Source organism: Delftia sp. HK171, from assembly GCF_001886655.1.
GTDB classification, from domain to species: Bacteria; Pseudomonadota; Gammaproteobacteria; order Burkholderiales; family Burkholderiaceae_C; genus Comamonas; species Comamonas acidovorans.
The window spans coordinates 2559047-2571332 of the sequence record NZ_CP018101.1; the positions used below are offsets into that span (position 1 = coordinate 2559047).

15 protein-coding genes are annotated in these 12286 nt (G+C 67.5%); 3 read left to right on the forward strand and 12 right to left on the reverse strand.

From position 1 onward, the window contains the following. Window positions 1-19: 19 nt before the first annotated feature. Window positions 20-703, forward strand: a complete 684-nt coding sequence (locus BO996_RS28965) for a hypothetical protein (RefSeq protein WP_232240516.1) — start codon at window positions 20-22, stop codon at window positions 701-703. A 48-nt stretch (window positions 704-751) separates the two neighbouring features. On the opposite strand, the gene BO996_RS11560 is transcribed toward BO996_RS28965, so the two are convergent. After that, the gene (locus tag BO996_RS11560; RefSeq protein ID WP_071954803.1) at window positions 752-1657 is read right to left on the reverse strand and encodes a LysR family transcriptional regulator; all 906 of its coding nucleotides are present in this window, start codon (window positions 1655-1657) and stop codon (window positions 752-754) included. 144 nt (window positions 1658-1801) lie between these two features. Here BO996_RS11560 and BO996_RS11565 point away from each other — a divergent pair, with 144 nt between their 5' ends. Beyond that, on the forward strand, window positions 1802-2572 hold the full coding sequence (locus BO996_RS11565; protein ID WP_071957078.1) for a sulfite exporter TauE/SafE family protein: 771 nt from the start codon (window positions 1802-1804) through the stop codon (window positions 2570-2572). A 10-nt stretch (window positions 2573-2582) separates the two neighbouring features. Here BO996_RS11565 and prfH read toward each other — a convergent pair whose 3' ends face one another. From prfH to BO996_RS11620, 11 genes are all read right to left on the reverse strand, one after another. Next, entirely contained in the window at window positions 2583-3182 is a 600-nt protein-coding gene (prfH, locus tag BO996_RS11570) for a peptide chain release factor H (protein ID WP_012204378.1), read from the reverse strand. Further along, window positions 3173-4327, reverse strand: coding sequence for an RNA ligase RtcB family protein (locus BO996_RS11575; RefSeq protein ID WP_043825919.1), 1155 nt, complete (start codon window positions 4325-4327; stop codon window positions 3173-3175). Before BO996_RS11575 ends, prfH begins: the two co-directional genes overlap by 10 nt. A gap of 400 nt (window positions 4328-4727) precedes the next feature. Continuing rightward, window positions 4728-5855, reverse strand: a complete 1128-nt coding sequence (tolA, locus tag BO996_RS11580) for a cell envelope integrity protein TolA (protein ID WP_071954804.1) — start codon at window positions 5853-5855, stop codon at window positions 4728-4730. A gap of 24 nt (window positions 5856-5879) precedes the next feature. Beyond that, a complete protein-coding gene (locus tag BO996_RS11585) occupies window positions 5880-6305 on the reverse strand; it encodes an ExbD/TolR family protein (RefSeq protein ID WP_012204381.1) in 426 nt (141 codons plus the stop codon). A gap of 30 nt (window positions 6306-6335) precedes the next feature. Then, the gene (gene tolQ, locus BO996_RS11590; protein ID WP_071954805.1) at window positions 6336-7040 is read right to left on the reverse strand and encodes a protein TolQ; all 705 of its coding nucleotides are present in this window, start codon (window positions 7038-7040) and stop codon (window positions 6336-6338) included. Next, entirely contained in the window at window positions 7037-7453 is a 417-nt protein-coding gene (gene ybgC / locus BO996_RS11595) for a tol-pal system-associated acyl-CoA thioesterase (RefSeq protein ID WP_016450455.1), read from the reverse strand. Before ybgC ends, tolQ begins: the two co-directional genes overlap by 4 nt. A 12-nt stretch (window positions 7454-7465) precedes the next feature. Next, a complete protein-coding gene (locus BO996_RS11600) occupies window positions 7466-8650 on the reverse strand; it encodes a pyridoxal phosphate-dependent aminotransferase (RefSeq protein ID WP_071954806.1) in 1185 nt (394 codons plus the stop codon). 104 nt (window positions 8651-8754) lie between these two features. Beyond that, window positions 8755-9393: a transcription antitermination factor NusB gene (nusB, locus tag BO996_RS11605; protein WP_071954807.1), complete on the reverse strand. Its 639-nt coding sequence runs from the start codon at window positions 9391-9393 to the stop codon at window positions 8755-8757. Beyond that, window positions 9390-9860 carry a 6,7-dimethyl-8-ribityllumazine synthase gene (ribH, locus tag BO996_RS11610; RefSeq protein ID WP_012204386.1) on the reverse strand — a complete coding sequence of 157 codons (471 nt, stop codon included), beginning with the start codon at window positions 9858-9860 and terminating at the stop codon, window positions 9390-9392. Before ribH ends, nusB begins: the two co-directional genes overlap by 4 nt. Before the next feature lie 3 nt (window positions 9861-9863). After that, window positions 9864-10985 (reverse strand): bifunctional 3,4-dihydroxy-2-butanone-4-phosphate synthase/GTP cyclohydrolase II, encoded by a 1122-nt coding sequence (ribBA, locus tag BO996_RS11615; protein WP_013803408.1) that lies wholly within the window; start codon window positions 10983-10985, stop codon window positions 9864-9866. Between the two features lie 212 nt (window positions 10986-11197). Further along, window positions 11198-11512: a 2Fe-2S iron-sulfur cluster-binding protein gene (locus BO996_RS11620; RefSeq protein WP_016450460.1), complete on the reverse strand. Its 315-nt coding sequence runs from the start codon at window positions 11510-11512 to the stop codon at window positions 11198-11200. Window positions 11513-11664: 152 nt separating this feature from the next. On the opposite strand from BO996_RS11620, the gene BO996_RS11625 reads away from it, so the two are divergent. Beyond that, complete coding sequence (locus BO996_RS11625; protein ID WP_043823767.1) at window positions 11665-12090, forward strand: hypothetical protein; 426 nt, start codon at window positions 11665-11667, stop codon at window positions 12088-12090. Window positions 12091-12286 lie beyond the last annotated feature (196 nt).

The window sequence follows — 12286 nt, forward strand, 5'->3', positions numbered from 1 at the left end:
CTCTTCTGAACCTTGTTTTATGGAGAATTCAGTAACTTGCAGGTGGGGCTGGGCCTTTTATGGATGGTTTGATTTTAATTTCCTGATTCCTATGAAGAATATTTTAAGATTGATAACCTTTGTTATCTGTTCCTTTGGTCTTGCTGCATGCTCTTCCTATGGAGAAAATGGGTGGATAAAGGAAGTGGATGCAGGGAAAAAGTTGGAAATAAAAGATCCCATAAAATTCAAGGCAATTATGGGGTCTGAGGAGAATGGGGTGCGTTATCACGGATTGATGCCCGGAATCTACAAGGCTGAAGCTGAAGATGACTTGGGGGTGTTTTATCGAGGGGAAGGCTTGGCAGTTTTCCTGGACAGAGATTTTGCAGCAACAGACGATGTGTATACGCGAGAGGCGGGGGGATTCTGGCTGGCGAAGAACAAGCGATTGAGTGTGGGCTTCAGGCTTTATCGATTGAACGGTGGCGGGGCAGCTGGCGGGAATTCCTCGGCTGTCCATGATTCTGTTGCGCGTGCCATTATTTACAGTGGGCAAAATTTTTCCATTGCGCAAGCTGGGCTGGCGGGCGCTGTAGGCGGTGCGCTGGTGAGTGCGATTGTGGGAGCTAATGGGTCGACTTCGGGAAATTGGGTCGGACAATTTGTTCCGATTCAATATGATCAAAATCAGGTGGAGCAGATATTCTTGATGTTGGAATGATCTATTCAAGGTGCCTGCGCGCATCTGACTGAGCATGGATCTTGAGAGTTAACTGACCGCCAGCCCCTTCAGATGCACCAGCAACTGCCTTGCATGGGCGGGCAACTGGTCTTCCCGGGCCGTGCACAGCAGCAGCTGGCGCCGGGCCCAGGCATCGCTCAAGGGCACGGCGCGGGCGCCGCTGGCCTGGGCCAGGCGCTGCGCGGCGGCGGCGGGCATGACGGCCACGCCCACGCCCTGGCCCACCAGCTGGCAGATGCTGTCCAGGTGCTGCAGCTGGGCGCGCCAGCGCAACTGCCCTCCCGACGGCCCTTCCAGCAAGGCGGCCTGCTGGCGCACCAGCACCTGCAGGGCGGCATCGTGCGGCAGGCCTACCCAGTCTTCGGTCAGCAGGTCCTGCAAGGCCAGACGCTTGCGCCGGGCCAGGCGGTGGGCGTGCGGCAGCACGGCCACCAGCGGGTCGGGGCGCCAGGGCGTGGCCTGCAGGCCGCGCAGGTCCTGGGCATCGCTGGCCACGCCGATGTCGCACAGGCCCTGGCGCAGCCGGTCCAGCACTTCGGCGCTGCGGCATTCCTGCAGCTCCAGCGCCACGCGCGGATGGCCGCGCAGGAATCCGGCCACGGCCAGCGGCAGGTGCTCGCTCACGGCCGAGGTGTTGCCGCATACGCGCACATGCCCGGCCAGGCCCGCGCCGTACTCGGCCATGTCGCCGCGCAGGCGTTGCATCCGGGCCAGAACGTCACGCGCATGCTGGCCCAGCGTGTGGCCGGCCGCCGTGGGCCGCACGCCGCGCGCCTGGCGCGCGAGCAGGGCGCAGCCCAGTTGCGCCTCCATGCCGCGCACGCGCTCGCTGGCCGAGGCCAGGGTCATGTGCGCGCGCCCGGCCGCCGCCGTGAGCGTGCCGCAGTCGAGGATATGGACGAACAGCTGCAGGTCGGTGAGGTCGAATCGCATGGCCTGTGGTGCTGAAGGATCAGGCCATGCCTGAGCCTTGGTTTGAAGATTCCCGATTGTGATCCCTTTGTTGGTGCGCGAGCATGGCGCCATGAGGTTCAGGAAAGGCCTGAGCCAGGTCAGTGAAAGTGCAGGGTGGCCGTGATGTGGGATGCGTGGTGGGTGCTGGCGGCGGCGGTGGCCGTGTTCGGGCTGGCCGGTGTCGTCAAGGGAGTGGTGGGCCTGGGCCTGCCCACGGTGTCCATGGCGCTGCTGGCGCTGTTCATGCCGGCCGGGCAGGCGGCGGCCTGGCTGCTGCTGCCGTCCCTGGTGACCAATGTGGTGCAGATGCGGCCCATGCCATCGCTGCGGCCTTTGCTGCGGCGCCTGGGCTGGATGCAGCTGGGCATTGTCGCGGGCACGGTGGGCGGCATGCTGTGGTGGGGCCCGGTGGGCGAGGCCGCCGTGGCGCGCACGGCGCTGGGCGTGGCCCTGGTTATTTATGCCCTGTGGGGCCTGTGGGGGCCGGGCCTGCAGTTGCCGCAGAGGCATCAGGCCTGGCTGGGTCTGTTGTGCGGTCTGTTGACGGGCGGGATCACGGCGTTGACCGGCGTGTTCGTGGTGCCGGCCGTGGCCTTTTTGCAATCGCTGGCGCTGGGCCGGCAGGCGCTGATGCAGGCCATGGGCCTGTGCTTCACGGTGTCCACGCTGGCGCTGGGCGCGGGCATGGCGCTGGCGCAGGGGCCGGGCCATGCCGCTTCGTCCTGGACGGGCTGGGGGGGCACGGCCCTGGTTTCCGCACTGATGCTGCTGCCCGCCCTGGCCGGCATGGCCTGGGGCGAGCGGCTGCGCCAGTCGCTGTCGCCCCAGGTTTTCAAGCGCGTGCTGATGCTGGGCCTGCTGGCCCTGGGCATCTACATGTGCGCCAGGGGTTAGTCCCGGGCGTTCAGGCGCGGAACACCTTCACGGGGCTGCCGCGCTCCACCTCCCAGTGCTGCTGGCTGCGCGTGCGCCGGGCCTGGCCCTCGCCCTGCGCGTTGAGGCGCGCCAGCTTCAGGGCCAGCAGCTCGCGCGCCAGCCGCTTGTTGGCGTGCTGGCTGCGCTCGCTCATGACCTTCACCGAGATCCCGCTGGGCACATGCAGGGCATGGACGGCGGAGTCCGTGGTGTTGACATGCTGGCCGCCCTTGCCCGAGGCCTTGCAGGCCTGGAAGACGATCTCTCCATCGGCCGGCAATTGCCGGGGCGGCTCGCACTTCTGCACGGCAACAAACCAGTTCCTGCGCGGGTGGTGGGGCCGCAGGGGACTGTCGAAGACCCACTGGATGGTGCCCAGCCAGGCGCCCAGCGTGCCGTGAAGCAGGCCCGTGTCGCCCTCGCAGCGCAGCAGCACGGACTTGTAGCCGGCCGGCGTGGGCGTTTCCTCCAGCACGTCCACGGCGATGCCGCTGGCGGCGCAGTCGCGCAGCAGCTCGCGCAGGGTCAGGCGCACGGCATGCTCGCACTCGGCGGGGCCGTGGGATGCGGTCAGCTGGATCAGCAGCATTGCATGGCTCCTTTCTTGTAGGTCAGCAGGGGGCGCAGCCGCGCCACCAGTTGCACCAGGCCGGCTTCCTGCAGGCTGGCGACGACGGAGTCCACGTCCTTGTAGGCCTGGGGTGCCTCCTCGTAGACCAGTTCGCGGTCGGCGCAGACCACGGCGCTGCCGAATTGGGTGCGCAGCAGCTCGTCCAGGGTGAAGCGCGGGCGCAGGCGGCCCATGCAATCGGTGCGTGCCCACTTGCGGCCTGCGCCGTGTGCCAGCGAGTGCAGTGCCTCATCACGCCCGGCCACGGGCCGCACAAGGTAGCTGTAGTCGCCGCGCGAACCCGGAATCACCACCAGACCCTGGTCGGCCGGCGTGGCGCCCTTGCGGTGCAAAAAGCCGTCTTCTCCGCGCCAGTGGTGGGCGATCACGTGGTTGTGGGTGATGTCCAGCAGGGCCTGGCCGCGCGTGCGCAGGGCGCGCAGCAGGCGTGCCGCAATGCTGGCGCGGTTGAGCTGGGCGAAGGCGATGGCGGCCGCGTGCTGGCGCAGGTACTGCGTGGCGGCATCGCTGCTGGCGGCCAGGCCGTCGTGGCTGAAGGCCTCCACATGGGCGCGCAGGATGGCGCCGCCCAGCCCGCGCGAGCCGCTGTGCACCATGAGGTGCACGCGTTTCCTGTCGAGCGCGCCGTCCTCGTACAGCGTGTCCACCACCTGCAGTTCGGCAAAGTGGTTGCCGCCGCCAATGGTGCCCAGGCTGTCCTGCAGATACGCCAGGTCGGCCACGCCGCTGGCCTGGGCGATGTGCTCCAGCTGCTGCATGTCAACGGCGTCCAGCAGTTCCTGGGGCAGGGGGCCGTCGATGTTGCCCACCGCCTTTTCCAGCTTGGGGGCCGAGGTCTTGTGCGCTGCCAGCTCCGTGCTGTACAGCGACATGCCGCAGCCGATGTCGCCGCCGACCAGGGCCGGGTAGAAGCGGCCCACGGAAAAGAAGGCCGCCCCTACCGGGTAGCCCCGGCCCGGGTGCAGGTCGGGCAGGCCCACGGCTGCGCGCATGCCGGCCAGGTTGCGGGCCGTTGTTTGAAGTTGTTGGATGGCGGCGTCTTCAATCCAGACGCCGCGGTTGGCGAACACCTCAATGTAGGTGTCCGAAAGGGAATTGCCCATGAATGGCTTTCGATCGAGTGCTTGGGGCACATTCCGGCAGATGCGGAATGCGCAATGGGCAGTCGCCGCAAGCTCGATGGACAGGCATCAGGAAAAGCGCACGCGCAGCCGAAAGCCGGGCCTCTTGCGGGGCCGGGAATCAGGTCTGCAGCGTGGCCTGGAGGCGCTAGGGCTTCAAGCGTGCACGACTGCAAAGGGACGTGTCGAATGGGACATGGGTTCTCTCCTTTGCGATGGTGGACGGGTGCCGCGAATGCGGCAAAGACGGGGGATGCTAGGGACAAGCGGCCGGTGCCGCAAGCGAAGTCGCAGGCGCGTGGCGGATTGCATACAACGCAAGATGGAAAAAGCCCCGCAGGCAGGTACCGGCGGGGCTTTTTGATGAAGGGCCTGTGCCCGTTCAGTCCTGCGGGCGGAATCCGATGACCAGGTCCGAAGGCACGCGGCCATCGATGTCGCGCGGCAGCGTCTCGGTCTTTTGCAGCGCGCGGATGACGGCATCGTCCCAGGCCTTGTTGCCGCTGGACTTGGCAATGGTGGCGCCGGTGATGGTGCCATCGGGCGCGGTGCGCACGCGCACCTCGGCCCGCGGGTTGCCGCTGATGGCGTCCGGGTAGACGATGTTGGGCTTGACGCGCGCGGCCACCTTGGCGCCATAGCCGGCCGAGGGGCCTCCGGCCGAGCTGCCCGAGCCGCCGCTCTTGCTGCCACCGGCGCCTTCGCCGGCCGAGCCGCCGCTGCCGGCCAGGCCCTGCATGCGGCGGATGTTCTCCAGGCGGCGTGCCTCGGCTTCCTTGGCCTCGCGGGCTTCCTTGGCGGCCTGTTCCTTCTTGCGCTTGTCCTCGGCGGCCTTCTTCTCGGCTTCGGCCTTGGCGGCCTTTTCCTTGTCGGCCTTCTCGGCTTTCTCGCGCTCGGCCTTGTCCTTGGCGGCTTTTTCCTTGTCCGCCTTTTCCTTTTCGGCCTTGTCCTTCTTTTGCTGCTCCAGGCGGTCCTTGCGGTCCTGCTCGGCCTTGTCCTTTTTCTGCTGCTCGAGCTTGTCGCGGCGGTCCTTCTCGGCTCTTTCCGCCTTCTCGCGCTCGGCCTTGTCCTTGGCCGCCTTGTCCAGGCGCTCCTGGCGTTCCTTCTCGCGCTGCTCGCGGGCGGCCTGTTCGGCGCGCTCCTTCTTTTGCTGCTCGATCTTGCGCTTCTTCTCCAGCGCGATCTCGGCCTCGCGGTCGTCGTCCACGGCCTGCGGCTTGGGAGGTGGGGGCGGTGCAATCACGGGCGCGGGCGGCGGCGGTGGCGGCTGGGGAACAGGCTCGGGTGCAGGTGGCGGCGGTGGCGCAGGCACGGGCAGGGCGGGAGCGGGTGCGGCCGTGGACCAGAACTCGGCCTCGACCATGGGCTCGTCGGCCTGCTTCGGGGGGCGCACGGTCCACAGCATGGCGGCCACAAGCAGCCCGTGCGCTGCCGCGGCCAGGGCCCACGAGCGCGTGCGGCCGCGCGTGCGCGGCGGTGCGAACTGGTCGTGGTCTTGCAGGTTGGGCATGGAATCGAAGGCGGGCGGCGCTGCTTACTGGGAGGACTTGACGCCGAAGGCCACGCGCTTGACGCCGGCCGACTGCAGGGCCGACATGGCGGCCATCACGGTCTCGAAGGGCAGCTTCTTGTCCGCCGAAATCAGCACGGCGCTGTCGTCGCTTTGCTGGTCCTGCCAGCTCCTGGCGGCTGCGCCCAGCTCCTTGAGCGTGACGGTCTTGTCGGTGCTTCCGGCCTTGATGCGGATGCCGCCGTCCTTGTCGATCATCACGTCGGCGCGTTTCGGGGGCGTGCGCGCGGCCTTGCCGGCGCTGGGCACGTTGATGGAGCCCGGCGTGAGCATGGGCGCCGTCACCATGAAGATGATGAGCAGCACCAGCATCACGTCGATGAAGGGCACCATGTTGATCTCGTTGACGGTGCGGCGGCTGCGGCCGCCGCGCGAGGCTACTGCGGGCATGTGCTCACTCCTTGCTGGCTTTGAGCGACTTCAATGGCCGGACGGGGTGTTGGAGCCGGTCGCACCCACGTTGCGCTGCAGGATGTTGGAGAACTCTTCGATGAAGGTTTCCTGCTGGCTGGCCACGCGGTCGATCTGGTGGGCATAGCGGTTGTAGGCCGTGACGGCCGGGATGGCGGCGAACAGGCCCATGGCCGTGGCCACCAGCGCCTCGGCAATGCCGGGGGCCACGGTGGCCAGCGTGATCTGCTCCATGTTGGCAAAGCCGGTGAAGGCGTGCATCACGCCCCAGACGGTGCCGAACAGGCCGATGTAGGGAGAGACCGAACCCACGGTGCCCAGGAAGGACAGGCCCGACTCGACCTCGTCCATCTCGCGCTGGAAGCTGGCGCGCATGGCGCGGCGCGTGCCGTCCATCAACTGGTTCACATCGGCGATGCGGCGCTCGCGCAGCTTCTGGTACTCGCGCATGCCGCTGGCGAAGATGCGTTCCATCGGGCCGCCCTGCTTGGCATGGTGCGCGGCCGAGGCATAGAGATCGTTGAGGCTGGTGCCCGACCAGAAGTCCTGCTCGAAGCCGTCGTTGAGCGAGCGCACGCGCTTCAAGGTCTGCGACTTGCGGAAGATGGTGGCCCAGCTGGCCACCGAGGCGCCCACGAGGATCAGCATGACCAGCTGCACGACCCAGCTGGCCTGCAGCACGAGGCTGAGTATGGACATGTCATGGGAGTTCATGAGAGTTGCTCCAGGATGCGGTTCGGAATTCTTGCGGGGCGCATGGTCGAGCCATCCACCCATCCAATGCGGATCGTGCCTTCGCACAACAGGGGCGGCGGCGCATTGCCATCGCCGGCGGATGCCAGCAGCGCCTGCTGCCGTATTGTCAGCGAAGCGCGCCCGCTGCTTTGCAGCTCGGCGGTAACAAGGAGTTGGTCATCGAGCCGGGCCGCCCGCAGGTATTGCAGCTGGGCCTGGGTTACGACAAACATGCCGCCCGTTTGTTCCCGCAACTGCTGCTGGCCTATGCCCAGGGCGCGCAGCCACTCGGTGCGGGCACGCTCGAAGAACTTCAGATAGTTGGCGTAGAACACGATGCCGCCGGCATCGGTGTCCTCCCAGTAGACGCGGATGGGAAATTCGAAGGCCATGTGCGGCGGCCCTCAGGCCAGCAGGCGCTGCATGCGGCGCACGGCCTCCTGCAGCTGTTCCATGGAGTTGGCCGTGGAAAAGCGCACGAAGTCGGCGGTCTCGAACGTGCCGAAGTCGCGGCCCGGCGTGATGGCCAGGTGGGCGCGCTCCATGACGGCGTAGGCAAAGTCCCAGCTGCCCTGGACGCCGAGCCTGGCGGCAGCGGCACGGCAGTCGGCCCAGGCGTAGAAGGCGCCGTCGGGCTGCACAGGCACGGGCAGGCCCAGGGCCTCGAGCGCAGGGATGAAGAAGTCGCGCCGGGCCTTGAATTCGGCGCGGCGGCGTTCGTACTCGGCAATGGACTCGGGCTCGAAGCAGGCCAGGGCGGCGCGCTGCGAGACGGTGCTGGCGCAGATGAAGAGGTTCTGCGCCACGCGCTCGACCACGGGCACCATGGCCTCGGGCACCACCATCCAGCCCAGGCGCCAGCCCGTCATGTTGAAGTACTTGCTGAAGCTGTTGATGCTGATCACGTCCTCGCCCAGCGCCAGCGCGGTCTGGCCGAAGGCGTCGTCATGCGACAGGCCCAGGTAGATCTCGTCGATGATGGTCAGCCCGCCCCGGGCGCGCACCACGTCGAGGATGCGGCGCAGCTCGGCCGGCGCAATCGAGGTGCCAGTGGGATTGGAGGGCGAGGCCAGCAGCACGCCGCGCGTGTGCTCGTTCCAGGCGGCCTCGACCTTGTCGGCGCTCAGCTGGTAGCGTTCGGCCGCCGTGGTCGGCACCATCACGGCCCGGCCTTCGGCTGCGCTCACGAAGTGGCGGTTGCAGGGATAGCTGGGGTCGGGCATGAGGATTTCGTCGCCCGCGTCGATGGTGGCCAGGCAGGCCAGCTGCAGCGCGGCCGAGGCGCCGGCCGTGACCACGATGCGCCGCGCCGGCACATCCACGCCGAAGCGCTGCGCATACCAGTGGCTGATGCGCTCGCGCAGCTGGGGCAGGCCCAGGGCCGGCGTGTACTGCGTGGCGCCGTCCTGCACGGCGCGCGCTGCGGCTTCCTGCACCAGCGGGGGCGCGGTGAAGTCGGGCTCGCCGATGTTCAGGAAGATCATCGGCGTGTCGCTGTCCGCGCAGCCGCGCGCCATCTCCTGCGCCGCCTTGGCGATCTCCATCACGTAAAAGGGCTCAATGCGGTCGGCGCGGGTCGAAAACTTCATGACGGGTGAAATCCTGGAAGAGGCGCCCGCGCCCGGCAGGCGCGGGCGGGCCATGGATGGCCGGATGCGGCGGGGCCTGTGCCCCGAAGACCCGAGGCGCGGCGTCAGCCGGCGGCCTGGTCGGCAGCGTCGTCTGCTGCTGCGTCCGTGGCGGCATCTGCTGCCGCGTCGGTGGCCATGTCTGCCTTGGCGGCGGCGGGCTGCGCGGGCGCGGAGCCCTTGCCCGCACGGTCATGCTCGACTTCGGCCGCGCGCAGCGTGGGAGCCAGGCCGTTGAGCACGGCGTTCACGTATTTGTGGCCGTCGGTGCCGCCGAATTCCTTGGCCAGCTCGATGCACTCGTTGAGCACCACGCGCCAGGGCACGTCGGGGCAGTGCTGGAATTCATACACGCCGATCCACATGCTGGCGTGCTCGATGGGCGAGATCTCGGCCATGGTGCGGTCCAGCTTGGGAGCGATCAGCGCGTCCAGGTCCACCTGGGAGTTGATGCAGCCGCGCAGCAGCGCGTCGTAGTGCACCGAGTCGGCCTTGTGAAAGCCGGACAGGTCGCGCGTGAAGCGGTCGATGGCCTCCACGTCGTTGCCGCCCACCAGGTGCTGGTACAGCGCCTGCAGCGCGAATTCACGCGCGCGGCTGCGGTTGGACTTGGAGGCGGCCTTGCGCGCGCCGGTGCTGGTCAGGCCGCCGCGGCTTTGGCGGGGAGGGCGGCCCGAGGCCGGTGTGGATTGTTCGTCGCTCATGTTCGGGCTATGGTTTGGAGCAGGTTGGCCATCTCCACGGCGACCCGGGCCGCGTCGCGTCCCTTTTCGGTCTGGCGCGCGATGGCCTGCTCCGTGTTCTCGGTGGTGATGATCGCGTTGGCGATCGGCAGCTGGTAGTCCAGGGCCAGGCGCGTGACACCCGCGCCCGATTCGTTGGCCACCAGCTCGAAGTGGTATGTCTCCCCACGGATGATGCAGCCCAGCGCCACCAGGGCGTCGTAGCGGTCGGACTCGGCCATCGCCTGCAGCGCCACGGGCACTTCCAGGGCGCCGGGCACGGTGACGTGGTCGATGTTTCCGGCCTGCACGCCCAGGGCCAGCAGCTCTTCGCGGCAGGCCTGGGTCAGGCTGTTGGTGATGCTTTCATTGAAGCGGGCCTGGACGATGCCGACGCGCAGCTGCGCGCCGTCGAGGTTCTGGGCCTGGCCCTTTTCTGCGTTCAACATTTCTTATTCCTTGGGGATGTAGCCGCTGATTTCGAGGCCGTAGCCGGCCATGCTGGGCAGGCGGCGCGGCTGGCCCATGAGCTGCATGCGCTGCACGCCGCATTCGCGCAGGATCTGCGCGCCCACGCCATAGGTGCGCAGGTCCATGCGGCCGCGCTCTGGGGCCTGGGCGGCACGGGCGCTGCCGTCGAACTGGGCCATCAGCTGGTCGCCGGTCTCGCCGCAGTTGAGCAGCACGGCCACGCCGTGGCCCTGGCGGGCGATGTATTCGAGGCTGGAGTCCAGGCTCCAGGAGTGCAGGGTGCGGCCGGTCTCCAGCGCATCCAGCACGGACAGCGGCTCATGCACGCGCACGGGCACGGGGGTGTCGGCTTCCCACTGGCCCTTGACCAGGGCCAGGTGCACGGATTGGCTGGGCAGGTCGCGGAAGGCATGGGCGATGAACTCGCCATGCGCCGTCTGCAGCGGGCGCGTGCCGACCTTGCTGAGCAGGGATTCGTTGCGGCTGCGGTACTGGATCAGGTCGGCGATGGTGCCGATCTTCAGGCCGTGCTCGGCAGCGAACAGCTGCAGGTCGGGCAGGCGGGCCATGGTGCCGTCGTCCTTCATGATCTCGCAGATCACGGCGGCGGGGCTGCAGCCGGCCAGGGCAGCGAAGTCGCAGCCGGCCTCGGTATGGCCGGCGCGCATGAGCACGCCGCCGTCGACGGCCTGCAGCGGGAAGATGTGGCCAGGCTGGACCAGGTCCGTGGGCTTGGAGTCCTTGGCCACGGCGGCCTGCACGGTGCGCGCGCGGTCGGCGGCGGAGATGCCGGTGGTCACGCCCTCGGCCGCTTCGATGGAGACGGTGAAGGCCGTGCTGTACACGGTGCCGTTGCGCGCGGCCATGGGCGGCAGCTTCAGGTATTCGCAGCGCTCGCGCGTGAGCGTCAGGCAGATCAGGCCGCGGCCGAAGCGCGCCATGAAGTTGATCGCCTCGGGGGTGACATGGTCGGCGGCCAGCACCAGGTCGCCTTCGTTCTCGCGGTCTTCCTCATCGACGAGGATGACCATGCGGCCCGCGCGCATGTCGGCAATGATGTCTTCCACCGGCGAGATGGGCACGGGGGACGTGGAGTTGTTCATGGAGTGCCTTCTGGAGGAGCCGGGTCGTGCGGACGGGGCGCGGCACACGCGCCGGCTCCCTCGGCCTGGCAGGCGTCAGAAGTGGGCTTCCAAAGAACGTGTGGCGCGGCGCAGCCGCTGTCGGCAATCGGCATGACCCGGAATGACCTTGCGAAAGCGCACATTCTATTCCAGCGGCCATCGGTCGCAGGCGGCGCGGGCTTTGGCCGGATTCAGGGGCCGGGGTCCTGCAGCACCACATCGCCTTCGGGATAGGCGATGCAGGGCAGCACGCAGCCCTCGGCCCGTTCCTCGCGCGTCACGCCCGGCCATTCGATCTCGTAGCGCACGCTGCCCGACACCAGCTGCCCGATACAGGTGCGGCAGGTGCCGTTGCGGCAGGAACTGGGCCAGTCCACGCCGCCTTGCTCCAGCGAATGCAGCAGCGGCTGGTCGGCCCAGGCATCGACCTGCAGGCCGCTGGGCGTGAGGCGGGCGGTGAAGAAGGGCGGGGAAAAAGGGGAGGAGGCGGGGGAGTCCTGGCTCATGGTTATCAAGGGGGAATCAGGGGGGATCAGCAATTCGGTGGGGCGAAGGGTGTTTGTACCCTGTCTCGGGCCATGTCTGGCGCCAGGGGGCTGGGTTGGGGTGGGTCTCCCGGACAGCGGTCAGCGGTCGGCGGTGCGCTAGGCTTGGCGCCATGCATATCAAGCCCTACCTCCTGCCTGTGGTTGTTTTCCTGCTGGTCGGTCCCGGTGTGGGCGTGCTGACCGTGATGCTTCTGGGTGCGGACGGTGTGCCGTCCCTTTCGGTGAACTGGCTGCTCGTCCTGTTTGGCTATGGCATAGGAGCTGTTCCTGCCGCTTTGGCGGGGGTGATCTATGTGGTCGGCTGGCCTCTCAGGGGCCTGCTCCAGGTACTGAGCACCAGGGAGTTCGGCGCCGTGCTGGGTGCGGTGAGCGGTGTCGCTGCGCTGGCGGCATGCTTTGCAGCGACCTCCGGCACGCCGTTTCCCAGATCCCTCAGCGTCTATGTCTTTCCCCTGGTTGCCGGTGCCGTCTGCGGGGCGCTTGCAGCGCATGCGCGAGATGAGGCCTGTGAGGGGAGCGGGTCGCAAGGCGTTTGAACGCGTCCGGCTGTGAAGCATGGGTTTGCCTGTTTTTTGAGCAATTGGCAGGCTTGTTTGACAAATCAATGACTTATGTTGCGAATTTGGCATTTTTGGCGGCTTGTCCACATGCTTGTCCAGTACGAATGGGGGTAAATGCGTACATGCGGGTTGCGCGGTGGATAAGCGGGACGCGGCCCGAAAATCCGGGGTC